20 protein-coding genes and 2 pseudogenes are annotated in these 26,440 nt (G+C 68.4%); 13 read left to right on the top strand and 9 right to left on the bottom strand.

Annotated elements, in window-relative coordinates; translation table 11 throughout:
* Window positions 1-181: 181 nt before the first annotated feature.
* A complete protein-coding gene (locus tag VT85_RS27185) occupies window positions 182-2,737 on the top strand; it encodes a S8 family peptidase (protein WP_156513210.1) in 2,556 nt (851 codons plus the stop codon).
* Window positions 2,738-2,745: 8 nt separating this feature from the next.
* Here the strand turns inward: VT85_RS27185 and VT85_RS25875 are convergent, their stop codons facing one another.
* The 4 genes from VT85_RS25875 to VT85_RS25860 are packed head-to-tail and all read right to left on the bottom strand — an operon-like array spanning window position 2,746 to window position 5,162.
* The gene (locus VT85_RS25875; protein ID WP_068422949.1) at window positions 2,746-3,171 is read right to left on the bottom strand and encodes a hypothetical protein; all 426 of its coding nucleotides are present in this window, start codon (window positions 3,169-3,171) and stop codon (window positions 2,746-2,748) included.
* A 28-nt stretch (window positions 3,172-3,199) separates the two neighbouring features.
* The gene (locus VT85_RS25870) at window positions 3,200-3,502 is read right to left on the bottom strand and encodes a Dna2/Cas4 domain-containing protein (RefSeq protein ID WP_231871563.1); all 303 of its coding nucleotides are present in this window, start codon (window positions 3,500-3,502) and stop codon (window positions 3,200-3,202) included.
* Complete coding sequence (locus VT85_RS25865) at window positions 3,469-3,699, bottom strand: hypothetical protein (RefSeq protein WP_068422944.1); 231 nt, start codon at window positions 3,697-3,699, stop codon at window positions 3,469-3,471. Before VT85_RS25865 ends, VT85_RS25870 begins: the two co-directional genes overlap by 34 nt.
* 47 nt (window positions 3,700-3,746) lie before the next feature.
* Window positions 3,747-5,162, bottom strand: a complete 1,416-nt coding sequence (locus VT85_RS25860) for an IS701 family transposase (RefSeq protein ID WP_068422917.1) — start codon at window positions 5,160-5,162, stop codon at window positions 3,747-3,749.
* 739 nt (window positions 5,163-5,901) lie between these two features.
* Between VT85_RS25860 and VT85_RS25855 the strand changes: the two genes are divergently transcribed.
* The 8 genes from VT85_RS25855 (at window position 5,902) to VT85_RS25820 (ending at window position 14,183) form a co-directional block, all read left to right on the top strand.
* Window positions 5,902-7,041, top strand: a complete 1,140-nt coding sequence (locus VT85_RS25855; RefSeq protein WP_068422941.1) for a glycosyltransferase family 2 protein — start codon at window positions 5,902-5,904, stop codon at window positions 7,039-7,041.
* A gap of 104 nt (window positions 7,042-7,145) precedes the next feature.
* Window positions 7,146-7,658, top strand: coding sequence for a DUF1573 domain-containing protein (locus VT85_RS25850; RefSeq protein WP_068422938.1), 513 nt, complete (start codon window positions 7,146-7,148; stop codon window positions 7,656-7,658).
* Window positions 7,659-7,757: 99 nt separating this feature from the next.
* On the top strand, window positions 7,758-8,573 hold the full coding sequence (locus VT85_RS25845) for an IS5 family transposase (RefSeq protein ID WP_068413158.1): 816 nt from the start codon (window positions 7,758-7,760) through the stop codon (window positions 8,571-8,573).
* Between the two features lie 454 nt (window positions 8,574-9,027).
* Window positions 9,028-10,020: a hypothetical protein gene (locus tag VT85_RS25840; RefSeq protein WP_156513209.1), complete on the top strand. Its 993-nt coding sequence runs from the start codon at window positions 9,028-9,030 to the stop codon at window positions 10,018-10,020.
* Between the two features lie 51 nt (window positions 10,021-10,071).
* Window positions 10,072-11,154: a DUF1559 domain-containing protein gene (locus VT85_RS25835; protein WP_068422932.1), complete on the top strand. Its 1,083-nt coding sequence runs from the start codon at window positions 10,072-10,074 to the stop codon at window positions 11,152-11,154.
* Window positions 11,144-12,082, top strand: coding sequence for a hypothetical protein (locus VT85_RS28845; RefSeq protein ID WP_197491326.1), 939 nt, complete (start codon window positions 11,144-11,146; stop codon window positions 12,080-12,082). Before VT85_RS25835 ends, VT85_RS28845 begins: the two co-directional genes overlap by 11 nt.
* 44 nt (window positions 12,083-12,126) lie before the next feature.
* Entirely contained in the window at window positions 12,127-13,398 is a 1,272-nt protein-coding gene (locus VT85_RS25825; RefSeq protein ID WP_197491325.1) for a TlpA family protein disulfide reductase, read from the top strand.
* Between the two features lie 212 nt (window positions 13,399-13,610).
* Window positions 13,611-14,183, top strand: a complete 573-nt coding sequence (locus VT85_RS25820; protein WP_068422923.1) for a hypothetical protein — start codon at window positions 13,611-13,613, stop codon at window positions 14,181-14,183.
* A gap of 190 nt (window positions 14,184-14,373) precedes the next feature.
* On the opposite strand, the gene tnpC is transcribed toward VT85_RS25820, so the two are convergent.
* On the bottom strand, window positions 14,374-15,741 hold the full coding sequence (gene tnpC / locus VT85_RS25815) for an IS66 family transposase (protein WP_156513208.1): 1,368 nt from the start codon (window positions 15,739-15,741) through the stop codon (window positions 14,374-14,376).
* 146 nt (window positions 15,742-15,887) lie between these two features.
* Here tnpC and VT85_RS27180 point away from each other — a divergent pair.
* A protein-coding gene (locus VT85_RS27180) for an IS5 family transposase (protein ID WP_068419915.1) occupies window positions 15,888-16,734 on the top strand; the annotation gives its coding sequence in 2 pieces (ribosomal slippage) (window positions 15,888-16,226 and window positions 16,228-16,734; 846 coding nt in all).
* 27 nt (window positions 16,735-16,761) lie between these two features.
* Here VT85_RS27180 and VT85_RS25800 read toward each other — a convergent pair.
* Window positions 16,762-18,177: an IS701 family transposase gene (locus tag VT85_RS25800; protein WP_068422917.1), complete on the bottom strand. Its 1,416-nt coding sequence runs from the start codon at window positions 18,175-18,177 to the stop codon at window positions 16,762-16,764.
* Window positions 18,178-18,363: 186 nt separating this feature from the next.
* Here VT85_RS25800 and VT85_RS25795 point away from each other — a divergent pair.
* The 3 genes and pseudogenes from VT85_RS25795 to VT85_RS25785 all read left to right on the top strand — a co-directional run bounded on the left by VT85_RS25795 (window position 18,364) and on the right by VT85_RS25785 (window position 21,978).
* Window positions 18,364-19,754, top strand: a pseudogene (locus VT85_RS25795) (ISNCY family transposase).
* A 189-nt stretch (window positions 19,755-19,943) separates the two neighbouring features.
* Window positions 19,944-21,068, top strand: a pseudogene (locus tag VT85_RS30160) (IS701 family transposase); the annotation flags it as partial.
* 100 nt (window positions 21,069-21,168) lie between these two features.
* A complete protein-coding gene (locus VT85_RS25785; protein WP_068422908.1) occupies window positions 21,169-21,978 on the top strand; it encodes a ParB/RepB/Spo0J family partition protein in 810 nt (269 codons plus the stop codon).
* A gap of 435 nt (window positions 21,979-22,413) precedes the next feature.
* On the opposite strand, the gene VT85_RS25780 is transcribed toward VT85_RS25785, so the two are convergent.
* The 3 genes from VT85_RS25780 to VT85_RS25770 all read right to left on the bottom strand — a co-directional run bounded on the left by VT85_RS25780 (window position 22,414) and on the right by VT85_RS25770 (window position 26,228).
* The gene (locus VT85_RS25780; RefSeq protein ID WP_068422905.1) at window positions 22,414-24,672 is read right to left on the bottom strand and encodes a recombinase family protein; all 2,259 of its coding nucleotides are present in this window, start codon (window positions 24,670-24,672) and stop codon (window positions 22,414-22,416) included.
* Window positions 24,673-24,968: 296 nt separating this feature from the next.
* Window positions 24,969-25,343, bottom strand: coding sequence for a hypothetical protein (locus VT85_RS25775; protein ID WP_068422903.1), 375 nt, complete (start codon window positions 25,341-25,343; stop codon window positions 24,969-24,971).
* A 648-nt stretch (window positions 25,344-25,991) separates the two neighbouring features.
* Entirely contained in the window at window positions 25,992-26,228 is a 237-nt protein-coding gene (locus VT85_RS25770; RefSeq protein WP_068422902.1) for a hypothetical protein, read from the bottom strand.
* Window positions 26,229-26,440: the final 212 nt, after the last annotated feature.

Below are 26,440 nucleotides of genomic sequence, written 5' to 3'. Positions count from 1 at the left end.
GCGACCCGACGGGGCTTCGAGGCCGTCGGGGCGCGTCTCCCTTTCAAGCCGAGCTGGCCGTCGAGGAGCCGGGGATCGCGCGGAGGGCGTCCGATCCTCGGGACTCGTCTGCGCGGCCGGCGGGACGCCGACGACGGCGGCCCATGCCGTCCGGGGGGCCGGACGTGACGCGACGGCCCGCATGATGGAAGCCGCTTCGAAACTACGCGGCCCGGTTCGCGGCCCGATCGTTCGTATTCGCCGTATTCGCGTCGCGGACCGCGAGAAACAAAATCTTCCGAGCCTTCCCAAGAACGTTCCCCTTCTTCTTGAAGTGGACGTCATGCTCGACCTCGACGAACTCCGAAAGTGGTTCGGCTTCGAGGTCGTCTCCGAAGAAGTCGATGGTTTCGTCATCGTGGCGAGCGAAGACTTAGACCTCAACGAGTTCAACAAGAAGCTGCAAGAATTCGTCGGGGGTGTTCGGGGCTCGGGGACGGTTGCACGCGTCTACAACCTGCACGAAGACCCGGACCAATCGAAGCGACTAACTCGAATTCTCTCGGAACATCTACAAGAGGAATGGCCCAAACTCAGGGAGGACGGTGATTACACGGTGGACGTCGGCGTTTCCTGCTCCGGCGACTTTCAAATTCCCAGGCGACCGAACGCCCCTAAGCGTGGTCGCAGGATGACCGACAAGACTTGGGCGAAGCGGGAAGCCGACTACGCGACCAACTTGAAGGAGTGGACCGACGCTCGAAACGACGCTTACATGAGGTGGGATGCCCTCGCGATGGAGCGGGAAGACATCATAAATTCATTTGTAGCTGACTATAAGGGGAAGGTACTAAATCAGTTCAGCACCCCGCACTCCGATACGTCGCTATCCGAAGAATTCACTGTCAGAATCTGCGTCAAGGGAAGAGGGCTCAGAGACCTCGTCCTCAACTTCGCTTTTGTCTTCGAAGTCGTTGAGCCGGATGACATCGTCCTTCCGCAGACCATTCGCGAGACGCTTGAGCGGGAGATGGAAGCAGTCACCATCGTCCCACCTGACGAAGACGCCCCGGCCGTCTGTGTCATCGATAGCGGTATCCAAGAAGGGCACTACCTTCTCAATCCAGCCATCGACTCGGCCTCGTCTTGGAACTTCCTACCCGAGGAATCACCCACCGACGTCGCCGACTACTGCCCTCCCAGCGGGCATGGGACTCGTGTTGCGGGAGCCGTGCTTTTCGGTGAAGTGATTCCTCGCACTGGCTCGCACGAAGCGTCTTGGTGGGTTCAGAACGCTCGGGTACTCGATGCGGGCAACCGGATGCCCGAGAACCTCTTTCCGCCGGATTTACTGAACTCCATCATCAAGCACTTCCACGAGGGAGAGCGACTAACCAGGCTTTTCAACCACTCGATAACCGCGTCTGCACCATGTCGGACGCGTCACATGTCGGCATGGGCTGCCGAGATTGACCGCTTGTCTCATGAGTACGACGTCCTTTTCGTCGTCAGCTCCGGGAACATACTCCCATCGAACACAGCGACCAATCCGGGAGTCCTCGAACACCTCCTCGCCGGTCGCACTTATCCCGGCTACCTCAACGAGGATTCAAGCCGCGTATCGAACCCCTCTCAAAGCTTGCAGGCCCTTACCGTCGGTTCGATTAGCTACCGAGAGTACGAAGACCCGGATTGGGCGGCATGTGCTCCGGGAGCCGAGCATCCCTCGGCGTTCTCCCGCAGTGGCCTCGGGATTTGGAAGTCCATCAAACCCGAGGTTGTTGAATTCGGGGGCGACAACTTTGTTTCTCGCACGACGCCTCCCACCGTCAGCACACCGCCGTGCGGGAGCGAATGCTACCCCGAGATGATTCGTTCGACGCATCAGGGAGGCCCTGCATATTCACGTGACGAGGTGGGAACCTCATTCGCCGCCCCCAAAGTCACGCGAATTGCTGCTCGTCTCCAGGAAATCTTGCCCGAGGAATCATGCCTTCTCTACCGAGCTCTCATCATTCAATCCGCTAGGTGGCCCGACTGGACTAATGGGACCACTCCGGAACAACGCGGAGACATCGTGCGTCGCATCGGCTACGGCGTGCCGGACATGGAACGTGCGACGACGAATTCCGAATTTAGGACGACCCTCATCACGAGCGGTGATAAAGACATCAAGGCGGGCGGTTGCCACGTTTATCAGGTTCCAATTCCCGATGAAGTCCGTCGCCCCGGACAGGAGTTCGACGTCCTCGTCGAAGTTACCTTGTCCTACGCCGCTGAGCCCCGCCGAACACGCCGCAACCGTCGCCGTTATCTATCTACGTGGGTTGATTGGAAAAGCAGCTACCAGAACGAGGACATATCGGAATTCCGCACCAGGGCTTTGAAGCCCAAAGACGACGAAGAGGCTGAAGAGGCTGACGAATCGGCAGGGAGCACGTTCAAGTGGGCCATTCAGACTAACCCGATTCACGGCAACGTTCGTGGGGTTTCTCGAAGCTCAGGGACAGTTCAAAAGGACTGGGCTGTCATCAAATCAAATTCATTACCTGATGATTTCTGTATCGCCGTCGTAGGCCACCAAGGGTGGAGCAAGGACCCCGACTCGACCGCTCGATACGTGTTGGCCGTGAGCATCGAGGTATTAGGTCACGACATCCCCATCTACACGCGAATTCAACAGCGAGTCGCCGAGCTACAGGCTGAAGTCGAGGCCGAAGTCCAGGCAGAGAACGAGGTGGAAATCCTGGCCGAGTAATGCATTTCTTACCTCGTTTCGCACGATGGCTTGCCACTCGCAGCGGTGCGAAGGTTGGAGATCTCGAGCTTCACCTTCGCCACCGCTTTGGATTTCATCCTCGATTCGAAACGTTTCAGGCAGTCGCTCACGACATCGGCGGCGACTCTCGCCGCTTCCTTGTCTCCTGAAGCAACCACGGACTCCGCGAACGCGTGGGCGTGGTCTTCCCACCGGTCGCTCGAACCAATCTTCCAAACGCAATCGGCCTGCTGCTCGAAGCCGTTCTTCTCCAGGCAGATGGCAAACCGACCGCAGAGGTCCGCATCGAGGTCGTACCTCGACAGGGAATCACGACGCTCGTCGAGCCACCTCTTCACGATGTCGCGTAGCTCGCTGTAAGCGAACCGCAGCGGGAAGAAGAAGTGGGCCGGGGTGTATCGGTAGGGAATCATCGAGGCCCAAACTACCACGACCCGTCGCTCAATCGCGAGCCTGTCGGCAGTTGGCCCGCTGGCCGCACATGCGGCACTTCCACGCCGGTTGCCACACCTTGGTTTCTTCCTCAATGACTCGCCGTCGCTCACGAATCTCGGCCGCAATCGCGAGCACCTCGGACCGTAGCTCTGGGGTGTTCTCGACCTCGTGACGCGACCCGTCGTCCAAGACGACGACGCCATAGGGTGGCACCTCGCCGTACGTGTCCTCGATGAGTATGAAGTACGTCACGAACTGGAGCTTGTGCCCATGGCTCACCTTCTTCGAGGGCTTCCATTCTTCCGGGATGAGTCGCCCACCCGCTCGCTCGATTGGGTCGGGACGCCCTTTGGGCAGTAGCTCTCTGAGTAGAGCGTCACGTTATCGAGGGCGACGGTCCGACCTGAGCCGAGGCCGCGTCCCATCCAAACGAGCCACGAGAGCACGACCAGGAAGAGCCCCAGGAGGACGAAGGTGACGGCGACGAGAAAAACCTTCTCAATCACCCGAGCATCCCTAGTACTAGTTGGACTGTCACCGATTCAAGGAAGTCTCACCTGATCAACTGGTATCCGGTGGCGGCCGGCGCGGCGGGAAACCGCCGGTGGCCTTGTGCCAGTGATAGATCCGCGCCGCCTCCTTCCGCCACAGGACGCGCGACACTTCCGCGGCGATCCGCTCGGGGCCCGGCGCCGGGACGCGCAGCAGACGGGCGAAGACCTCGCGCGCCTGCGACACCGTCACCGCCGGCCTTTCCCCCCCCGACCCGCCGCCGCTCGCAGCAGAGGAACCACGGCGCCAGGAGCGACAGCGTGACGTGGTGGTGCCAGCCCACCCAGCCCCGAACCTCGTACTGCGCCAGCCCGACCTCCCCCTTGGCCGCCTCGAACACCTCCTCGATCCGGTGCCGCGCGAACCGGGCCCGCACCAGTTCCTCCAGCGGGACGTCGGCCGCGGCGTCGCTCAGCGCGTAGTGCGTCTCGGGCTCGGCCTCGACGGTGCGCATCACCACCAGCCGCTCCTCCGGCCCGACCCGGTGCTCCAGCCGGGTCCGCACCCGCACCGCCATCGCGTCGACCCGCAGCGGGCCCTTCTCGCCGGCCCGGATCGTCAGCCGAGTCCAGCGGCCCGCCGGCAGGGCGGCCGCCCAGGCGTCGACGCGGCGGAACGGGACCGTCCGCGGGCGGCCGCGGCCGGGGCGTCGGCCCGGGGGAGGCGCACACTCCAGGTCGCGGACGATCGTGTCGCCGGGCACGTCGAGGACGTAGCGCTCGCCGCGGCCGCGGAGCCAGGCGCGGAATTGGGCCGGGCGGCCGAACTCGTCGTCGCCGACCACCCAGGCGTGCGGCAGCCCCGGCCCGCTCCGCTCGATCAGTTCGGCGGCGATCCGCCAGCCCTCCCGGAACTCGACGTCCTCGGGGACGTGGCACTTCGCCCGTCGGGCCGGGTCGCCGGCCCAGTCCTTCGGCAGGTACAGCCTTCGGTCCAGCGGGGCGTAGCCGCCGGGGGCGGCGTAGGCCAGGAAGATCCCGCGCTGGCAGTTCTCCTGCTTGCCCAGCCGGCCGCACCACTGCCGACCGACGCCGCAGGAGTCGGCCCCGGACTTCGGGAAGGTCGTGGCGTCGATCGCGAGGACGGCCCGGTCGTCGCCCAGCTCCTCGGCGACGTGGCGGCGGAGCTCGGCCATGACGGCTTCGTCGTCCCACTTGCCGGCCCCGACGAGGAACTGGATCGGCTTGCGGTGGACGCCGGCCTCGACGGCGATCGGCTCGCAGGTCTTGCGCCGCAGCCCGCCGAGCAGGCCCCGGACGACGAGGGCGGCGTTGCGGCGCTGCTCGGCCCGGCGGAACCGCGGCAGATAGCGCCCGAGGAACGCGGCGAGCCGGCCCTCGCAGCCGCGGACGGCCTCGGGGGTCAGGACGGCGTCGGCCAGGAGCGACTGGGCGTCGGGGTGGTCGAGGAGCGACATGGGGGTCCCTCCGGTCGGTGGTCTCCGGCCCTCATCCTAACCCTCGGCACGGGTAAACAATAGTGGAATCGGTGACAGTCCAACTAGTACTAGACACTCCTCGCTCAACTCGACCGAAGGGAGGCGTAGATCGATGCGAAGTGGTTGGGGGCTTGAAAGTTAGGGCCCGCGTCCCGGGGAATGGGGTTGGAAACGAGCCTCATCCCCCGGAGACGCGAGCCATGAGCGCCGAGACGCCCGGTCCGATCGTACCTCCCCGCCGAGCCCCCATGAAGGCGCCTTGTCCGCGTTGCGGGGCCCCGGGGCGACCGCGAGGACCGCGCCACGGTCCCGTCGGCCATGATCCACCTCCTTCCGTGCACCGTGGATCATGGCCGTTTCGTCAGATCATGTCAGCAGGCGGGCACGCCCCCTCCAAAATCTGTGACGGTCAGTAAAGTTTCCAGTTTTTTCCTTGATTAGACAGGATTCAGGAGATATTTGTCTATCTCACAACCCGTGTGGATCTGACTATCGGGTTGGAAACGTCGAATGACGCCCGTCCGCCGTCGTCGCGACGCTCGCGAGAGCCTCGCTTCGAGGCTACTGAGAGGATGTCTCCATGCCGCGGGCTCCGTACTCGGCATCTCGAGATATGTTGCACTGGCTGCGAATGGGCCGACCCCACCCTCCCGGACGTCGCGTCCACCGGACCTGGGTGCCGGGGGCTTCGCCGCGTCGGATGCAGGTAAGCCTAACCATGATCGTCCGGGACGAGGAGACGAACCTTGCCGGCTGCTTGAGCTGCGTCGTCGACCTCTTCGATGAGATCGTGGTCGTCGATACAGGATCGGTGGATCGGACGCGCGAGATCGCAAGAGAATTCGGAGCCCGAATCTACGAAGTTCCTTGGACCGACGATTTCTCGGTCGCCCGTAACGCAGCCATCGACTTCGCCGCTGGCGATTATATCTTCTGGCTCGACGCGGACGATCGTCTCGACGAGTGCTGCCGCCGTCGTCTGCGGTCTCTCTTCGACGGCCTCGTCGATACGGACGAGGCCTATGTGGCGTCAGTCCGATCCAACATCCCTGGTGCTCCGACGGGCTTCGTCGTCGACCAGGTCCGCTTATTCCCCCGCAACGACGCCGTTCGGTGGTCCGGCAAGATCCACGAGCAGATCCTGCCCGCCTTGGAACGCGTGGGCGTCGGCGTACGGTGGACGGACGTGATCATCACCCACACCGGATACTCCGATCCAGAGGTCGACAAGCGCAAATCCGAGCGGAAGGTCTCGCTGCTTCTCGAAGAGTTGCAGGAAACTCCGGACGATCCTTTCACCCTCCTGAACCTCGGCCGCGCGTCAATCGACGGCAGGCTTCTCGACGACGCCTTAGGCTACCTGGACGCTGGACTCGCGTCGTCCAAGCCGGATATGCCGATCCGTAGGAATCTGTACATCGCCAAGGCGCTGGCCCATCAACTGGCAGGCTCTCTGGACGATGCCTCGGCGGCGTGTCGGGAGGGACTGTCGTCGTTCCCGGACGACGGCGAACTCATATTCCGCGACTCGTGCATCAAAAAGCTCGCCGGCGATTTGGACGGCGCGGAGGCCGGTTGGCGCCGACTTCTGCGGCTTGAGCGCCCTCGCCTCTTCCTGTGCTCGGTCGACGGCGTGTACGGGCATCTTCCTCTTCGCAACCTCGCGCTTCTGGCCGAGGAACGAGGGCGGCTGCGCGAGGCGTTCCGCCTCTGGGCGGAAGTCCTCCGCGAATGTCCCCGCGATCGCCAAGCCGTCGAGGCGAGGTTGCGTGTAGCCAGCCGAGCTTTCGGGACGTGGAAGACGCGGCTCGTCGGGATGCTCAAGTTCAAACCGTCCCCTCCCCGGATCGGCTTATGATCCCATCCCGGGGCTGAACCGCACGCGAGGCCGTCGCCTATCATGGGAGATTCCTGACTTATGGGCTGCGACGCAGCCTCTTTGAAGAAGGGAAGGCCGATCCGATGGACCGAGATGTCGAGACATCCGACGCCCGCGAATGCGAGTCGGAGTCGAGTCGAACGCCGACGGCGAATCCGAGCGTGACGTGGAAGGCTTGGGTCGTACGCTTCCTGACCGTGACGACGGTCGCCGCAGTCTGCGTCGTCGCTCTCTCATACCTACGGTTCGGGTCGCCTTGGCCGGCCGTGGTCTACCTGCAGGGGCGGTCGTTCTACGTCGAAAAACCGCCAAGCGACCTCGGCGTCGTCCGCGACGACGACGAGGCCAAAGCGACGTTCGTCGTCTACAACATGTCCTCAACCGACTATAACGTGGTCGGGACCAACTCCGACTGTTCATGCGTCCGCATCGAGGATCTTCCGGTCCGCATCCCTCGATGGAGCAAAGGGGAAGTCCGCTTCCGGATCAAGCCGGGCGGTGAAGGTCGCGAGAAGCGTACTATCGGGATCTATACCGACTGCCCGTCTTTCGTCAGCGCCTACGCCAACGTCGAATATGCGTGCATCGCTCGATGAGACAGCTCCCGTGACTTAGAAGCTCGGACAAAACCTCCTGATCGGCATGTGATCTGAAGGCTTGCCATGGCGTCGATCCTTCACCGGAGGGCCCACGCCATGGCCGCCGCCCGCATGCCCGAGGACTTCTACGACCAGGTCGCCCACCACCTTCCGCCGGAGCAGCCCGTCGGCCGCAAGGGGGGACGCCCGCCGATCCCGCATCGCAAGGCCTTGCGGGTCATCTGGTTCGTCCTGGCGACCGGCTGCCGCTGGGAGGACGTCCCGGCCGAGATGGGATGCTCGGGCCGCACGGCGGCCCGGCGCCTGAGGGCCTGGGAACTCCTGGGCGTTTGGGCCCGCTTGCACGCCGACCTGCTCGGGGCGTTGAAGCGGGCCGGGAGGCTCGACGCCGACACGGTCGTCGTCGACGGGGTGACGATCCGGGCCTTCGGCGGCGGCGAGGCGACCGGCCCGAGCCCCGTCGACCGCAGCCGGAAGGGGTCGAAACACACGCTGATGGTCGACCGTCGGGGGGTGCCCCTGGCGATCCGGACGGCGGGGGCGAACGCCTCCGACCACCGCCAGATCATCCCGTTGGTCCTCGACTATCCGAGCGTCGGCGGCAGGCCGGGCCGCCCGAAGGAGCTGCCCGACGACCTGTTCGCCGACCGGGGCTACGACTCGGAAGCGACCCGGGACCTGCTGCGATGGCTGGGGATCGAGCCCCACATCGCCAGGCGGGGGACGCCGCACGGCAGCGGCCTGGGCAAGGTCCGATGGGTCGTCGAGCGGACGATCAGCTGGCTGAAGGGGCTGCGACGGATGCGGGTCCGCTACGACCGCCTGCTGGTCGTCCGGGAAGCCTGGGCCACCCTCGCCGCGAGCGTCATCTGCTACAGGCTATCGCACGACGAATTGCCCATCGCCGGATAGGTTTTGTCCGAGCCTCTTAGCGTGGTTCATAGGGCTGTGTTCGGATCTCGTTCTCTAGGAGGATCGATTGAATGACGCGGATCAAGAGCTTCGTTGATGCGTGTTCCTTCGTTCTGGGGGCGACCACCCTCCTCGCTGGGGCTTCGGTCTTGACTCCCTCCGTGCAGGCCGATGTGGACGTCGGCGCCCTGACGACGTGCAACAACGCCTCTTGCACCTGTCCGACGACGCCCACGGGTTGCGGGGGCGCCACGGGGGATCAGGACTGCCGTCCTCCCTGCGGCTGCCGGTCCGGCATGTGTTTCAACAACCCTTGACGGATTCTGCTCGGGGGGGACCGCCGTTCGGCGGCCCCCTCGACGCGTCCGACCGGCATCGGAGACGGACAGGCCGGGTAGGATCCGTCGCTGATGGATCCTCAAATCGACGTTCATCCGAAATGGAGGACCCGCTGGTGAAGATCACGCCGACGATCGCCTGCGCGCTGGTCGCCGTCCTTACCACTTGGGGATCGAGCGGGGCTGCGGATTCGCCGCAACCCCAAGCCGCACGATTTCTCAAAGACTATCCGACGGCCCAGGCCAAGCTCGCATCCGCGGCCTCGAAAGTAGCCTGCTACGGCCGTCTCGTCTCGAACGGCGACATCGTCAGGGACAACGAGTACTTCGTAGACGGCGACAGAAGGATGGTCGTCAGTCGCTATTCCGACATCCGCGGCCAGAAGACCTCGCGAGAGGCCGTGCAGTGCCGAACTCCTGAGTTCTTCTTCCAGTTGGGGCGGCCTTCGGCGGATCTCCCCTTCATCGTCAACTCCGTGTCTCGAGGCACGAATGTGGGCGACAGTGCCGCGACCGTCATCAGTTTGGGCGTCGACAGGTACATGAAAGCCGCCTACACGATCGGCGACGCCACGGTGATGAGCATGATACGCCACCCCTCCTTCAAGATGTCGAGCGTGGAGGAGAGGGCGGCGTCTACAGGTGCCTCGCGCGTTGAAGTCCGTTTCACGATCGCGGACCCCTCGCATTGGGTCGGAGGTGGACGGATGGCGTTCGAACCGGATCTCGATTGGTCGCTCGTCGATTATGACGTCGAGGTCGCGACGGGCCGTCCGGGCACCCAAATGCCCCCAGGCTCTCGGTACAAGGGCTCGGTGGAAAGCCGGAGGTGGGATTCGGGCCAGGTGTTCCCCGAGAATGGGAGGTTCGAATTCATCTACCCGGGTGGGAGAGGCGAAGGGGCCGACGTGTTCCAACTGCACAACGTGAAGTTCGGAGACGTGCCGGAATCGCAGTTCAAACTGAGCGTCTTCGGCGTCTCGGATGCAATCCTCACCCCCCATTCAAGTCCGCGGATCGATTATTGGATCTTCGGCGGCGGCCTCGCATGCCTCGCGGCCCTTCGACATTTCGCCGCACGCTCAAACACGAGGCGGGCGGCTGCCTGACGGCATCGCGCCCCTAAATCGCCCGGCCCCCCATCACCCGTGGAGATCGCCATGAGAAGGCCGCGGCTCAGGACCTGTTCCGCGTTCACGCTGATCGAGCTACTGGTTGTCGTGGCGATCATGGCCATCTTGGTAGGTATGTTGGTCCCAGCGGTTCAATCGGCGCGAGAGGCGGCCCGGCGCGCGAAATGCGCCAACAATCTCAAGCAGATCGGGGTGGCCCTTCACGTTTACGTAGACGCCTTCTCATCGCTTCCGCCCGGTCGGATGATGACGTACGACCCCCGGTACTCCGGGACGAGACCGCCCTGCACGTCGTCCATCGTCGACAAGAGCTTCCTGATCATGATCCTTCCCGGGATGGAGCAAGCCTCTCTATACAACGCGATCAACCAAAACGTGACGATACTCGGGCGTGAGAATAGGACCATACACACAATGGCCGTCGATGCGTACGCCTGCCCAACCGATCCGGGCGCGGGTCGAGCGGTCCAGGCCAACGTAGACCGGATGCTGAGGCACGGCCTGGCGGTCGAGGGAGAACGGTTGAACGTCGCCCTCACCAGTTACTCCGGCTGCTTCGGCGCACATCACGTCGATGCGGTCCCATCTCCCGCCTCGCACTGCGTCATCGCTCCGCCCCTGGCGGCTCAATCGGACGGCAGCTTCAACGACATCTCGCCGATCACACTCGCCGCCGTCAGCGACGGCCTGAGCAACACGATCTTCGCAGCAGAGAAGGCGACCGGCCTCTTCCGACGGTTCGACCTTCTGAGTCACTCCTCGTCGTCCAAGTACGGCTGGTACATGACTGGCAACTGGGGGGACACCATGTTCACCGCGTTCTATCCCCCGAACATGCACGCGAAAGTGGCCCTGGCTGCGGGGGGAGCCGCGCACGCGTCATCCGCAGGCAGTCTACATCCCGGCGGTATCAACTGCCTGCTGGGCGACGGGTCGGTCCGCTTCGTCAAGGACTCGATCCAATCCTGGCCGGCGGATTCGCTGACCGGTCATCCAGTCGGCGCGTCGCGTAACCCGGGAGGCTGGTGGGAACATTGTCCGCCCCCGCGTATTTGGCAGGCGCTCGCGACGCGATCCGCGGGTGAGGCGATCGCGCACGATGCCTACTGATCCTAGTACACCAACGCGTCGACTCGCGCTTTCTGGCTACGACGTGGTCCGAATTTCGTGCGGCGCGGTCCTCCTCGCAGCCGCCTGGCTCAAGTCGGGTGACGCCGCCGACCTTGCACAAGGAGCCGCCCATCGCTGGCTTGTCGCGGCCCTCGTGACGTTCGAGTTCAGCGTCGGCGTCTGGTTGCTGACGGGCTTGCATCCTGCAGCGACTCGCCGATGGGTCCAGTGTCTCTTCGCGGCTTTCGCCGCAGTCGCCTTGTGGAAGGCGGTTGGGGGCAACTCGTCCTGCGGATGCTTCGGAACCGTCGTCTTGAACCCATGGCTCATGGTCGCGTTCGATCTTTCGGCCGTCGTCGCCTTCGCCCGTATCCAGCCCGATGTCTCGCGAACCCCACGGGTGGGCACCCATCCCGCGCGGGCTGCGGTCGTCGTCGCCTCTATCGTCTGGATCGGGATGCCTCTGGGGATGCGAGTGGCGCCTTGGGACGGTAGGGTTGACGCCGTGACCGCATTTCCACTTAGACCGGAGGCCTGGATAGGCGATCGCTTCCCCCTGCTTGAATACATCGACGTAGCCGATCGGCTCGCGAGAGGGGAGTGGAAGGTCGTACTCTATCATCACGGCTGTGAGGCCTGTCGGAAGGCGATTCCGCAGTACGAACGCGAGACTCGGGAGCATTCCGAGAAATCCGATGGATCCGCCATCGCACTGATCGAAATGCCGCCGTACGCCAATCCGGCCGATCGCCTCGCGCCCGAGTCCACGGCCTGCGCGGTAGGGCGACTCAGCGACGCGAAGAGATGGATCGTCGCCACTCCTGCGGAGATAATATTGCGGAACGGGGTCGTCGTCGCGTTCTCGCTCCCCTCGTCGTCGGGCGACCGTCGCCAAGCCGAAGAGAAGTTGGCCGGCCGGATCAGATAGGCTCGGAGCGGTCGCCGAGGCCGAACAGAGAACCGAGGTTCGTGATGCGTTATCGCATGATCGAGGCGTTGACGTTGTTGGTGTCGATCGGCGCGTCTTGGCAACCCTGCCCAGCCCAGGGGGACGTGTCGCCACCAGTAGCTTCTCCAGCGGAACGCCTGCAGGCCATCAAGGACTCTCAAGCGCGTGCGTTGCAGGCATATCAGGCGGGGTTGCAGGCGTCCGACCCGGATCGGCGTAGAGGGGCGGTGGACGCCTATCTCGCCGCTGTCGCCGCGAATTCCGATCTCGCCCTTGAGTTGGCCGAAACCTCGCCCGCCGACTCCGCCGCGATCGGCGCCCTCGTCTTCGTCATCCGCACGGCCAAAGCCGGGCCTTCGGACCACTCCGAAAGGGCCGTCGCCTTGCTGTCGCGGGATCACGCCAAGGACCAAGGGGTCGGCGAAGCCTGCCAATCGGTCTTCTTTCTGTTCGACAGGGTTGGCGCCGAGCGATTCATCCGCGCCGTGCTCAAAGAAAACCCCGGGCGAGTCGAGCGCGGCTCCGCCTGTCTCGCACTGGGGCGCTTACTGGCCTATCGGGCCAAGATGATACGTTGGCTGCGGGAAAATCCGGACAGAATCGATGAGTTCGCCGCGCATCGCGGGAAAGAGGGGTTCGCCGAATTCTTGAACGAGAGCGACGTGTCGGCGATGGAGGCAGAGGCCGCCGGCCTCCTTGAACAAGCCGCGTCCGACTACGGCGACGTCAAGGAGGACGGGCGCACTCTCTCCGAGATCGCCGGCGGCGAATTATTCGAACTCCGCTATTTAAGCGTCGGCAAGCCGGCACCTGAAATCGAAGGCGAGGATGTCGACGGCGAGCGCTTCAAACTCAGCGACTACAAAGGCAAGGTCGTCCTGCTCACCTTCTCGGGCAACTGGTGCGGCCCTTGCCGTGCAGCGTATCCCCGCGAACGGGCCGTCGTGGAGAAGTTCCGAAACCGCCCGTTCGTCCTGCTCAGCGTCAACACCGACGAAGAGCGGACGACCCTGAAGAAGTCCATCGATTCCGGCGAGATCACCTGGCGATGCTGGTGGGACGGCGGAGTTGGCGGACCGATCACCACGCGATGGAGTCCGCAAGTGTTCCCAACGTCCTATGTGATCGACCACGAAGGAATCATCCGCCGCCGCAATCCTAGGGAGGAGGAGGTGGAGACCCTCGTGGAGTCGTTGGTCGGCATAATTGAACATTCGCATACTGGAGAACAAAAACAAAGGGACGCCGAGCCTGCTCCGAAGTCGAAGGACGAAAGCCTGAAGGGCCGGCCCTGATCCGTCTGACCGGAGGCCTCATCTGCCACGAATGGGCCGTCGAAAAGACATGGGCCGCGGATTGCATCCCGCGCGAGGCCTGCTACCATGCTCGGCCCATCTGTATCCCGAGTAGGCGCGGATTCACGGCCCCCCTGCGGACCAGGGAGGCTTGCGACGCGTTCGATAAGGTTCGGTGCCCCGGCCTCCCGACCGGACTGGAGCACCCCCCAATGGCAGATTCCAACCTCGTCCTGCACCGCGGAGCGAAGCCGGTCACACCGGAGGAGCTCCAACGGTACATCGCACCTCGGCCCGAGGGACGCTGGTTCCCGCTGGCCCACAGCCGCGTGCTGAACGTCGTCTCCGACACGCTCGGGGAGGCGGGCTACGTCGTCGAACGACAGAAACTCGGCGTGCTCAGGGACGGTTCCCGATTCTTCGGGACCCTCGACCTGAAGAGCCCGATCGCCGAGGGCGTCGCCCTCGCCGTGGGCGTCCGCAACAGCGTGGACAAGTCGTTCCCGCTCGGCTTCTGCGCCGGCGGCTGCGTCTTCGTGTGCGACAAATTGGCGTTCAACTCCGAGTTGCTCGTCCGCCGCAAGCACACGATCCACGGCGAGCGGGACTTCGTCCTCCGCATCGCCGAGGCCGTCGGCTCGCTGCCCGCCTTCCAGGAGCAGGATGCCCTCAGCTTCGAGTGCATGAGGAACGCGGAACTCGACGACGACCGGGCCGATGCCCTCATCTTCCGCGGATTCGAGTGGGGGATGGTCCAGCACCGCGATCTGGCGAAGGTCCTGTAGCAATGGCGGAACCCGCCCTTCTTCGAGGAGTTCCGGCCCCGGACGGCCTGAGCCCTCCTCAACGCCCTTCACCGGCGCGATGAAGGAGCGGGGGAGAAGCAGCCCCGGAGCTACGCCGTGCAGACCATGCGGCTCCACGCCATGTTCGACCTGGAGCGGAACGTAACTGATTAGCGCTCCGGCGTCCGTCTCAGGAGATCGGGGGGGCGGCGGGGTGGGTGATGCGGACAATGTCATCGAGCAGGTCGGGGGCCGGGAGGGTCCTCGACAGGGTCCGCAGGACGCTGGTCCAGGCCTCGAAGGCTCGCGTACCTCGCGCGTTCTTGGTGCATTGCGACGTCTTCCGCGCGATCACCGCCGGCCGCAGCGCCCGCTCGGCGCGGTTGTTCGTCGGCTCGACCCGGGGGTCGTCCAGGAACCGCACCAGGGACCCCGCGTCGTTGCAGCGGCCCAGCTCGTTCAGCAGCCGCTGGTCGTCGCGGTCCCGGAGCGTCCGGTCGCGGAGGTGGTCGGTCAGCGCGAATTTCAGGCGTCGCACGCGTCCGGCGAAGTCGGCCGGCGGCGGACCGGCGCGGCGTTCCCGCCCGAGTTCCAGGGCCCGTTTCAGCAGGTCCTTCAGCCGCTTCGCGAACCGACGGGCTCCTCGCGTCTTCGACTCCAGGACCTCCGAGATCGACCGCAACGCGTGGGCCAGGCACTTCTGCTTCTCGACGCCCGCGAAGGCCTCGGCGTCGTAGACCCCGGCCCGGTCGGTGATCATCACGCCCCGGTAGTCGGCGGGGATCCGCTCGCGGACCTCCTCGTTGCGGTGCCGCGGGCGGACCTGATAGACGGTCGCCGCGTCGGTCTCGAAGACCATCAGCCACCTCGGCGAGCCCCCTTCGCGCCAGCCGGTGTCGTCGGTGTGGACGAAGGGCGCCTCGCGGACGGAATCGCACAGGTTTCGATACGTCGCCCCGATCGCCCCGGCGGCCTTCTTCAGGGCGTCGAGCGTGATCGCCCCCTGGGTGAGGCGGACGCCGACGAGGGCCTCGAGCAGGGCCGGCAGCTTGCGGACCGGCACGCCCAGGCCGTAATGGAGGAAATGGGCGGCGGCCAGGATCCGCGGGCCGAGCCGATGCGCGGTCGCGCCGCGTTGGTCGGCGGCGAGGTCGGGGTGGCGGCCGCGGGCCGTCGCCTTGCACCGCTTGCAGCGTCGGACGCCGACCCGGAAGAGCCGCACGCGAGGCCTGACGACTTCGGGCAGGTCGGTGATCGAGGCCTCCTCGACCCGGCCCTCGTCGAGTTCGCCGCCGCACTTCGGGCACTCGGCCTCGACGACGGGGACGTCGATCGGCGGCTCGGAGAGCGTCTCGGGGGCGGGGGCCTCGCGGGTCTTGAACGACCCCTCGCCGGGCTTCCGGCCGGGCCGCTTGGGATCGGCCTTGCGCGTCCCCTTCGAGAACGGCGCCGCCTGCCGCTTGCCCGACCGCTTCAGGGCCTCGATCTCGGCCTGGAGCTTCAGGATCAGGGCGATCAGGGCGTCGCGATCCAGCTTGGCGAGGTCCGATTCGCTCATGACCACCAACCTAAGCCGCCGGAAAACCGAGGGCAAGTGGGTCGATAATCAGTTACAGCGGAACTGACGACCACCCGTCCTTAGTACTAGGTTCTGTCTGACGGCTCGCAAGGCGTTACGATAGCGGCTTCCCCGAGGAGGCCGCGATGACGCGACGCTACGAGCTGAAGGACGAGGAGTTCGCCCTGATCGCCGACCTGCTCCCTCCGGTCGGGAGGCCGGGCGGGCGGTGGAACGACCACCGCACGACGCTCGACGGCGTCCTCTGGATCCTCCATACGGGCGCCCAGTGGCGGGAGCTGCCGGAGCGATACGGAAAGTGGAAGAGCGTCTACGACCGATTCAACCGCTGGGCCCGCGACGGCACGATCGACCGCATCCTGGAGCGGCTGCATCTCGAGCTGGACGCCTCGGGGCGGATCGACTTCGACCTCTGGTGCATCGACGGGACGTCCATCCGGGCCGGCCGCGCGGCCGCCGGGGCCGGGGGGGAAAAGGGGGACGGCCGAGCCGGCCGACCACGCCCTCGGCCGCTCGCGCGGCGGCTTCGGGACGAAGCTGCACCTGGTCGTCGACTCCGGCGGCGTCCCGCTGTCGGCCGTCGTCACCGCGGGCCAGGCCCACGAGTCGAGGTCCCTGGAGCCGGCGCTCGAGGCGGTGCGGATCAAGCGGCCCGGCCGGGGCCGGCCGCGACGCCGGCCCCGCCGCCTGGCCGGCGACAAGGGGTATAGCTACAGACGCATCCGCCGCTACCTGCGACGGCGAGGGATCAAGGCGGTGATCCCGACCCGCAAGGACCAGCGGCGAAGCCCGACGTTCGACGCCGAGGCCTACCGCCGCCGCAACATCGTCGAGAGGTGCATCCTCTGGATGAAGGAGAACCGGCGGCTGGCGACGCGGTTCGAGAAGCTGGCGGTCAACTTCCTGGCCATGGTCAAGCTGGCCATGATCCGCCGTTGCTTTCGGCTCATCGAGCCGTCAGACAGAACCTAGTTGGACTGTCACCGATTCAAGGAAGTCTCACCTGATCAACTGGTATCCGGTGGCGGCCGGCGCGGCGGGAAACCGCCGGTGGCCTTGTGCCAGTGATAGATCCGCGCCGCCTCCTTCCGCCACAGGACGCGCGACACTTCCGCGGCGATCCGCTCGGGGCCCGGCGCCGGGACGCGCAGCAGACGGGCGAAGACCTCGCGCGCCTGCGACACCGTCACCGCCGGCCTTTCCCCCCCCGACCCGCCGCCGCTCGCAGCAGAGGAACCACGGCGCCAGGAGCGACAGCGTGACGTGGTGGTGCCAGCCCACCCAGCCCCGAACCTCGTACTGCGCCAGCCCGACCTCCCCCTTGGCCGCCTCGAACACCTCCTCGATCCGGTGCCGCGCGAACCGGGCCCGCACCAGTTCCTCCAGCGGGACGTCGGCCGCGGCGTCGCTCAGCGCGTAGTGCGTCTCGGGCTCGGCCTCGACGGTGCGCATCACCACCAGCCGCTCCTCCGGCCCGACCCGGTGCTCCAGCCGGGTCCGCACCCGCACCGCCATCGCGTCGACCCGCAGCGGGCCCTTCTCGCCGGCCCGGATCGTCAGCCGAGTCCAGCGGCCCGCCGGCAGGGCGGCCGCCCAGGCGTCGACGCGGCGGAACGGGACCGTCCGCGGGCGGCCGCGGCCGGGGCGTCGGCCCGGGGGAGGCGCACACTCCAGGTCGCGGACGATCGTGTCGCCGGGCACGTCGAGGACGTAGCGCTCGCCGCGGCCGCGGAGCCAGGCGCGGAATTGGGCCGGGCGGCCGAACTCGTCGTCGCCGACCACCCAGGCGTGCGGCAGCCCCGGCCCGCTCCGCTCGATCAGTTCGGCGGCGATCCGCCAGCCCTCCCGGAACTCGACGTCCTCGGGGACGTGGCACTTCGCCCGTCGGGCCGGGTCGCCGGCCCAGTCCTTCGGCAGGTACAGCCTTCGGTCCAGCGGGGCGTAGCCGCCGGGGGCGGCGTAGGCCAGGAAGATCCCGCGCTGGCAGTTCTCCTGCTTGCCCAGCCGGCCGCACCACTGCCGACCGACGCCGCAGGAGTCGGCCCCGGACTTCGGGAAGGTCGTGGCGTCGATCGCGAGGACGGCCCGGTCGTCGCCCAGCTCCTCGGCGACGTGGCGGCGGAGCTCGGCCATGACGGCTTCGTCGTCCCACTTGCCGGCCCCGACGAGGAACTGGATCGGCTTGCGGTGGACGCCGGCCTCGACGGCGATCGGCTCGCAGGTCTTGCGCCGCAGCCCGCCGAGCAGGCCCCGGACGACGAGGGCGGCGTTGCGGCGCTGCTCGGCCCGGCGGAACCGCGGCAGATAGCGCCCGAGGAACGCGGCGAGCCGGCCCTCGCAGCCGCGGACGGCCTCGGGGGTCAGGACGGCGTCGGCCAGGAGCGACTGGGCGTCGGGGTGGTCGAGGAGCGACATGGGGGTCCCTCCGGTCGGTGGTCTCCGGCCCTCATCCTAACCCTCGGCACGGGTAAACAATAGTGGAATCGGTGACAGTCCAACTAGTACTAGTTCGCGGTGCGAAATGGCCCTGGTCCAAGGCTTTTTGTACGCTGGGGGCATGCTCAGGTACTTCTCCGATCGGACCGATGGCACGCTGGAGCCATGCTCAAGAATCGATACGACCGGACCGACCTCTTCGCCCTGATCCCCCAGCTCGGCCTGCGTTTCGAGCCCCAGCTGGAGCAGCTCGACCGCCTGCTCGACGACGACGAGATCGTCGAGGCCGTCCGCACCGGCATGGCCCGCCGCTCGCCGCGCTCACGGTCCCGCGGCCGGCCCTCCACCCCGGTCGAGGTGATCCTCCGGATGCTCGTGGTGATGCGGCTCTACGGCTGGAGCTACGCCCAGGCCGAGTACTTCGTCAACGACAGCCTGGTGCTCCGCCAGTTCTGCCGGGTCTACCTCGAGCGCGTCCCGGACGACACCACGCTGATCCGGTGGGCCGGCACCATCGGCCCGGAGACTCTCGAGGCGCTGAACGACCGGGTCGTCCAGCTCGCCCGGTCGCTGAAGGCGACCCGCGGCCGCAAGCTCCGCGTCGATACGACCGCGGTCGAGACGAACATCCACTTCCCCACCGACAGCGGCCTGGTCGGCGACGGGGTGCGGGTGGCGTCGCGGCTGCTGCGGCGGGCCAAGGCCGTGCTCGGCGAGGCCGCCTTCGGGATGGGCGAGGCGTTCCGCAGCCGAGTGCGGGCGGTGCGCCGGCTGTCGCAGCAACTGCACCGGATCGCCCGCCGCAAGGGCGACCAGGGCCGCGAGGCGTTGAAGGCCGGCTACACCCGGCTGGTGGCGGTCGCGAAGCGGGCCGGGGCGCAGGGCCGGCGGGTGCTCGAGGCGCTGCGCCGCGAAGGCGACGACGCGGCGCAGCGGCTGGCCGGGCGGCTCGAGGAGGTCCTGCCGCGGCTCAAGCGGGCCGTCGTCCAGGCCGAGCGGCGGGTCCTGAAGGACGACCCGGTCCCCTCGTCCGAGAAGCTGGTCTCGCTGTTCGAGCCGCACACGCAGGTGATCCCCCGGTTCAAGGCGGGCAAGCCGGCCGAGTTCGGCCGCAAGCTCCGGCTCGACGAGGTGGAGGGCGGGATCATCGTCGGCTATCGCGTCCTGGAGAAGGGCGGGGGCCAGGACCAGGAGCACCTGGGGGACGCCCTGGCGGATCACCGACGGAAGTTCGGACGGCCCCGCGGCTGCTGGCCGCCGACCGGGGGATGGCGTCGGCCGAGAACGAGCGGCTGGCGAAGGAGGCCGGCGTCGCGCACGTGGCGTTGCCGCACGTCGGCAAGGCCCCGCCGGAGAGGCGGGCCGAGGAGGAGGGCCGTCGATTCCGAGAGGCGTACCGGTTCCGGGCCGGGATCGAGGGGCGGATCCATGCGCTGAAGCGGGACTACGGGCTGAGGCGATGTCGGTACCACGGCGAGCGCGGCTTCGGGCGGTGGGTCGGATGGGGCGTCCTGGCCCACAACCTGGCGAAGGTCGCGGGGGCGGCGGGGCGGTGATCGGGGCCCGGCGGCGATCGCCGTCCGACCCGGCCGTCCCCCGGCTGGCGAGACGCAAATTTCACCGCCTCAATGACTTCCATTTCGCACCGCGAACTAGTACTAGTTGGACTGTCACCGATTCCACTATTGTTTACCCGTGCCGAGGGTTAGGATGAGGGCCGGAGACCACCGACCGGAGGGACCCCCATGTCGCTCCTCGACCACCCCGACGCCCAGTCGCTCCTGGCCGACGCCGTCCTGACCCCCGAGGCCGTCCGCGGCTGCGAGGGCCGGCTCGCCGCGTTCCTCGGGCGCTATCTGCCGCGGTTCCGCCGGGCCGAGCAGCGCCGCAACGCCGCCCTCGTCGTCCGGGGCCTGCTCGGCGGGCTGCGGCGCAAGACCTGCGAGCCGATCGCCGTCGAGGCCGGCGTCCACCGCAAGCCGATCCAGTTCCTCGTCGGGGCCGGCAAGTGGGACGACGAAGCCGTCATGGCCGAGCTCCGCCGCCACGTCGCCGAGGAGCTGGGCGACGACCGGGCCGTCCTCGCGATCGACGCCACGACCTTCCCGAAGTCCGGGGCCGACTCCTGCGGCGTCGGTCGGCAGTGGTGCGGCCGGCTGGGCAAGCAGGAGAACTGCCAGCGCGGGATCTTCCTGGCCTACGCCGCCCCCGGCGGCTACGCCCCGCTGGACCGAAGGCTGTACCTGCCGAAGGACTGGGCCGGCGACCCGGCCCGACGGGCGAAGTGCCACGTCCCCGAGGACGTCGAGTTCCGGGAGGGCTGGCGGATCGCCGCCGAACTGATCGAGCGGAGCGGGCCGGGGCTGCCGCACGCCTGGGTGGTCGGCGACGACGAGTTCGGCCGCCCGGCCCAATTCCGCGCCTGGCTCCGCGGCCGCGGCGAGCGCTACGTCCTCGACGTGCCCGGCGACACGATCGTCCGCGACCTGGAGTGTGCGCCTCCCCCGGGCCGACGCCCCGGCCGCGGCCGCCCGCGGACGGTCCCGTTCCGCCGCGTCGACGCCTGGGCGGCCGCCCTGCCGGCGGGCCGCTGGACTCGGCTGACGATCCGGGCCGGCGAGAAGGGCCCGCTGCGGGTCGACGCGATGGCGGTGCGGGTGCGGACCCGGCTGGAGCACCGGGTCGGGCCGGAGGAGCGGCTGGTGGTGATGCGCACCGTCGAGGCCGAGCCCGAGACGCACTACGCGCTGAGCGACGCCGCGGCCGACGTCCCGCTGGAGGAACTGGTGCGGGCCCGGTTCGCGCGGCACCGGATCGAGGAGGTGTTCGAGGCGGCCAAGGGGGAGGTCGGGCTGGCGCAGTACGAGGTTCGGGGCTGGGTGGGCTGGCACCACCACGTCACGCTGTCGCTCCTGGCGCCGTGGTTCCTCTGCTGCGAGCGGCGGCGGGTCGGGGGGGGAAAGGCCGGCGGTGACGGTGTCGCAGGCGCGCGAGGTCTTCACGCGACTGCTGCGCGTCCCGGCGCCGAGCCCGGAGCGGATCGCGGCGGAGGTCACGCGGGTGCTGCGGCGGTCGGCCAGCCTCCAGCGGACCGGCCAGCTCCAGCCCATCCGGGTGCGTTGGAGCGAAGAGCACGGCAAGTGGATCATCATCAGCGGCGAGCGCCGCTACCGCGCGGCCCTGCTCGCGGGCCTCAGGACGGTCTCCTACGCCTTCACGGACAGGCCGCTCACCGAGAGCGAGGTCCGCCAGGAGCCGCTCGTCGAGAACCTCCTCCGCGAGGACTTGCGGCCGATCGAGGCGGCCGACGGCTGCCGGCAGCTCATGGACCTGAACGGCTGGACCATGCAGCAGGTGGCCGAGGCCCTGAACGTCTCGAAGGGGGCGGTGAGCGAGGCGCTCTCGCTGCTCAAGCCCCCCGAGGACGTCCGGGAGCAGGTGGAGCGGGAGGTCAACCCGCCTTCGTCCGGCTGCGAGGTCAGCCGCCTCGAGGACGAGCGGGCCCAGCGGGAGCTGGCCGCGCGGATCGTGGGCGAGGGGCTCAAGCGCGACGACGCCGGGGCCGCCGTCGGCGAGACCGCGAGGCCCAAGGCGAAGAAGGGGGGAGGGGCCGGGGTCGTCGAGGCCGGGTCCACGACCACCAGGACCTTCGCCGTCGCCGACGCCCGGCTCGCCATCACCTGGCCGAGGAGGTCGGTGGGGGCCCGGGACGTCGTCCAGGTCCTCGAGGAGGCGCGCTCCCAGCTCAGGGGCCGCGGCGTCGAGAGCGACGCCGCCTGACGGCCGCCGGCTCCAGCGGATCGGCGAACGCGGCCGGACGCGTCCTCCTCTCAAGCCGACCTGGTCGTCGTCGACGAACCGAGGTAGAAATCAGGTGGAGGGCCGAGGATCGCGCGGAGGACGTACGATCCTCGGGACTCGTCGCGCACGGCCGACGGGGACCTCGACCGGCGGGACGCCGACGATCCGGCCCGTGCCGTCCCGGGGCCGGGCGCGACGCGAAGGCCCGGATGCTGGGAGCCGCTTCGAATTCGAACTACGCGGCTCGGTTCGCGATTCGATCGTTCGTATCCGCCGTGGTCGCGTCCACGACTACTCCGAGAACGAACGATCCTCGAACTGGACGACGGCTAAAAAGAAAACCGCACGGCGTCGAGGGTTGCGGAACCCCGACGCCGTGCGGCCGCTCGAGCTGGAGAGGCCCCCGAGGCGGGATCAGGCCGTCCCGGGCGGGGCCGCGTCGGCGTCGCGGCCCCGCCGGTATCGATCCAGGGTCTTGCGGCGCGATCGGCCGTCCTGGGCGGGCGTCCCCCGGAGCTCGGAAGCCCGCTTGATCGCCTTGGCGGCCGTGTTCCGGTCGCACCCCAGGCGGGCGGCGACCTCCTCGTAGAGCAGGCCCTGCTCGCTGAGCCGCAGCGCCTCGTCCGCCAGCCGGACGTAGAGCGGGGGGGTGAGGCTCCTCGCGTCGACGGGGAGCGAGGAGCGGCGGGAACGGCCGTCGGGGGGCTCGAGGTCCCGGCTGCGGTGCCACCAGGCCAGGGCCTTGGCGGCCAGGTTGCGGGAGATCCCCAATCGGGCGGCGATCTCCTTGACCAGGACGCCCTCGTCGTACAGCGCCTTGACGGCCGTCGCATGGGCCTCGCACGGCGCCGGCTCCCGGTAGTCGATGCGGACCAATTCGCGCGGATCGGGGCCGTCGGGGGGGGCGGGGATCGCCGGGAATCCCGCCAGGCGGGCCAGCCTCTCCAGGTCGAACCGGAAGCTCCCCCGGAGCCAGCCCCGCTTGGGCTCGCGACCGCCCTCCTGGAACAGGTCGACGCGGCCCCCGGTGAGGGCGTCGACGACTTCGCGGACCGCGCGGTCCTCCGGGGCGTCCCCCTCCCCCGCGGCCTCGTCGAGGGTCGCGCCGAGCCTCGACAGCATTTCGCGGACGGCCCCCTCGTCCGGGACCTCGACGGCTCGGGCGGCGTCGGCCTCGATCCGGCCGAGGTCCGACTCCAGGGCCGACCTCTCGCGGCGCAGCTGCTGCAGCTTCGCCTTCGCCTCGAGGACGTCGCGCGGCTCCGCCCCGGGGTTGTCCATCACGAACCCGATCCGCCTCGTGAGGGCCTCGATCCGCGTCCTGAGGCCGACCAGGTGGGCCGGGTCCGGGGATTGGAGCGAGGCCGCGGCGGAGCGCGAGGCCGCGACGATGGCCGTCGCCAGGCCGTCGTCCCGCCGGATCCGCAGGGCCAGGGCCTCGCACGTCAGCTTCAGCGCCAGGCGCCGGTTGAGGATCGAACAGAGGGACCTCCGCTCGCGCGGCGTCCCCATGCAGTCCTTGCAGATCAGCATCTTGCCGTGGCCGCCGCCGGCCTGCATCCGCCGGCCGTGGGCGCCGCAATGGAACAGGCCCGCCAGGGCCCTGGGCCGGGAACGGTGGTCGCCGTCCCGCGGCTTGCGGCCGGCGGCGCGGCGGTCCCCCTCCGCGAGCCGGGCCCGGGCCCGGAGCCAGAGGTCCTCGGGGACGATCCGGAGGTGCTCCAGCCGGGCCGACTTGAGGGGCGCGTCCCGGCGCACGTGGGCCGTGGAGGCCTTCCCGGGGTGGCAGACGGCCTTGGTCTCCCCGTACATCCAATGGCCCCGGTATCGGGGGTTGCCCAACATCCGCCGGACCGCCGCATGGTCCCAGCCGGCGAGGAGCCTCGGGTTGCGCGGGGCCCGCGGCTCGGCGTTGAGGCGGCGGACGACCTCGCCGATCGAGAGGCCCTCGCGGGCGTACCACTCGAACGCCCGCAGGATCCAGGGGGCGGCCTCGGGGTCGATCTCGTACTCCCGGAGGGGCCGGCCCTTCCGGACGCCCCGGCCCTCCCCGACCTCGCGGCCGCGGTAGCCGTAGGTCACCGCCCCGTGGACCAGGCCCTGGTCGAACATCGCCTCGTGCGCGGCGTGGATGTGCGCGGCGGCGGAGGCGACGACCATCTGGTCGACCATGGAATAGGCCTGCAGGAGCAGCTGCCACGTGTGGCCGTCCGCCGTGTCGATGTTGTTCGACGTGAAGACGCAGCGGATGTCGCGGCCGACCATCTCCTCGTGGACGATCTGCATCGCATGGTAGGCGGTGCGCCCGAGCCGGTTGGTGGCGAAGACGAGGACGGCCTGCACGGCACCGCGCCGGGCCAAGGTCGCGCGGAGCCGGTCGAGGCCGGGGCGTCGATTCCGACTCCCGCTGACGGCCTCGTCGTAGAAGACGAACTCGCGCGGGACGTGGATCTTCAGCCTCGCGGCCGCCTCGAGGACCGACCGCACCTGGTCGCCGACGCTCCCCTGGGCCTTGGTGGAGTAACGCGCGTAGATCGCGCCGACCTGGCCGCACTGTTCCTGCGGGGTCCGCCGGTGGGCGGCGACGACGAGCTCGTCGATCAGCCGGTCGGTGTCGGTCGCGGCCGCCGGGCGGGGTCGGACGGCGTCGCCGTCCGGGGTGGGTTCGTCCATGGTCGTCCTGGAAAAGGTGTCGAATCGGGCGCGGTCCGGGCGGTCCGGACACGGCCGAGGACGGCGCCTAAGTCGGGCCGTCGCTCGATCCTGGCCGGGCGGCCGGATGCGCACGGGGACCCGAAAATGGAATCTTGGGACCATCTCGATCGGGCGCGGACTCGGTCGCGCGGCCCCTCGAGGGGATCGCGGACGGCGCGGGTCCATACGACGGGCCCGTGGACGGCCGGGGGTCCCGAAACCGGAATTTCGGGACCCTGCGGGGGACGGACGACGCCCGGCGCCGCGGGACGTCGTCAGGAGCGGGTGCGGAGGGCGGCGATCGAGGCGGGGTCCCTCCCCTTGCGCAGGGCGGAGATCGTCTTGCGCACCTTCCCGACCTGGCTCTCCTTCATCCCGAGCGACCGGGCGATCCCCCGGACGAGGGGGGCGACGAAGCCGGCCGACCGCCGACCGGGGGCCAGGTAGCGCCCGGTCGCGACGCGTTCCCAGTGCAGGACCTCGAGCATGCGCGCGAACGCTTCGTAATTGGCGAGGCCCCCCGCCGCGGCGTCGAGGCCGACGGCGCGGGCCCGCTCCCGCTGGGCCCGGCGGATTCGATCGAGGAGCTCCCGGTCCGCCTCGAGGTCGTGATGGAAGGGGAGGACGAGTTGGATTCCGGTCGCCCGCACGGAAGATGGGACGGCGGCGACGGCGGGGACCTGCGGATCGGGCAGGTCCCAGGCGGCCGCCCCGGCCAGCGCCCAGCGGTCGCAGAACGCGGCGAAGGAGGCCGCGAAGCCGCGATCCGCCGCGCCCGGGGCGGCGAGGTCCTCGCGACGGAGGGGCAGGGGGGGCGGTCCGAATCCGGCAGCGCGGACCAGGCGTCCCTCTGGCCCGCGAACTCGAGGAGGAATCCGGGATGGGCGAGCAGCCGCCCCAGGTAGCCCTTGATGCGGAGGTCGGCGTCGTCGAGAGGGGATCCGGGGCCCCGCGTCGCCGCCCGGTTCCTCGCGGCGATCGATCGGCCGCGCGCGGGTTCCGGGGAGCCCGGGGCGAGCCACCGATAGACGACGGGCCGGCCGTCCCGGACCCCCGCCGCGGAGCGGCCGCGGCAGAAATCCTCCAGGAGACGCTCGGCGCGGACGTCCTCCGCGTCGATCCCCATCGGTCCCGCCAGGGCGGCGACGAGCGGCGGCGGGAGCGCGTAGACGGGCGATGCGGGCGGGAACCGCGCCAGCCAGGCGCCGCAGGCCTTGAGGAACTGGGCCCGCTTCCGCGAGGACGCGGCGTCGGGGGCGTCGTTCGCGGGCGGCCGCCTCGGGAGGGTCGACCGGTCGTCACGGGGGGCTTTCATGGTCGGCGGTCCTGGCGTCGTCGGGATCGTGGAGGGCCGGGGCCTCCTCGCGGGCGAGGGGGCCGAGGCCGTCGCCGCGACGCTCGGCCAGCCAGCGTCGGGCGAGGATGCCGCCCAGGATCTGCGCCAGGCGTTCGCGGCGGGCGTCGAGGTCGTCCGGGGCCCATGCTCGGCGCGAGGGATCCGGGGGCGGGCCGTCGGGCTCGGCTGGGAATTCCAAGGCGTCCTCCTTTCAGGAATGATACGACCGCCGGAGGTCGTTCGGCGTCGTCGGTCCGCTTCAAATTTGAATCGCCGCTCGGCGACGAAGGGTCTTCGGCCCGTCGGGCGTTCAGGACGGACGCGGGCCCTCGCGGGACCGCGTCCGTCCATGCTCCCGACGGGCCGCCTGCGTTGACGGACGAGGATCGAGCGACCCCCGCGCGTCTCGGG

Source organism: Planctomyces sp. SH-PL62 (assembly GCF_001610895.1).
Taxonomy (GTDB): Bacteria; Planctomycetota; Planctomycetia; order Isosphaerales; family Isosphaeraceae; genus Paludisphaera.
This window is presented reverse-complemented; position numbering and strand designations above follow the sequence as displayed.

Bases quoted from the DNA above. Each gene is read 5' to 3' on its own strand.
- VT85_RS25835 (WP_068422932.1), top strand. From the start codon at position 10,072: ATGAGAAGGCCGCGGCTCAGGACCTGTTCCGCGTTCACGCTGATCGAG.
- VT85_RS25825 (WP_197491325.1), top strand. From the start codon at position 12,127: ATGCGTTATCGCATGATCGAGGCGTTGACGTTGTTGGTGTCGATCGGC.
- VT85_RS25850 (WP_068422938.1), top strand. From the start codon at position 7,146: ATGGACCGAGATGTCGAGACATCCGACGCCCGCGAATGCGAGTCGGAG.
- VT85_RS25860 (WP_068422917.1), bottom strand. From the start codon at position 5,162: ATGTCGCTCCTCGACCACCCCGACGCCCAGTCGCTCCTGGCCGACGCC.
- VT85_RS25800 (WP_068422917.1), bottom strand. From the start codon at position 18,177: ATGTCGCTCCTCGACCACCCCGACGCCCAGTCGCTCCTGGCCGACGCC.
- VT85_RS25845 (WP_068413158.1), top strand. From the start codon at position 7,758: ATGGCCGCCGCCCGCATGCCCGAGGACTTCTACGACCAGGTCGCCCAC.
- VT85_RS25875 (WP_068422949.1), bottom strand. From the start codon at position 3,171: ATGATTCCCTACCGATACACCCCGGCCCACTTCTTCTTCCCGCTGCGG.
- VT85_RS25855 (WP_068422941.1), top strand. From the start codon at position 5,902: ATGATCGTCCGGGACGAGGAGACGAACCTTGCCGGCTGCTTGAGCTGC.
- VT85_RS25820 (WP_068422923.1), top strand. From the start codon at position 13,611: ATGGCAGATTCCAACCTCGTCCTGCACCGCGGAGCGAAGCCGGTCACA.
- VT85_RS27185 (WP_156513210.1), top strand. From the start codon at position 182: ATGATGGAAGCCGCTTCGAAACTACGCGGCCCGGTTCGCGGCCCGATC.
- VT85_RS28845 (WP_197491326.1), top strand. From the start codon at position 11,144: ATGCCTACTGATCCTAGTACACCAACGCGTCGACTCGCGCTTTCTGGC.
- tnpC (WP_156513208.1), bottom strand. From the start codon at position 15,741: ATGAGCGAATCGGACCTCGCCAAGCTGGATCGCGACGCCCTGATCGCC.
- VT85_RS25780 (WP_068422905.1), bottom strand. From the start codon at position 24,672: ATGGACGAACCCACCCCGGACGGCGACGCCGTCCGACCCCGCCCGGCG.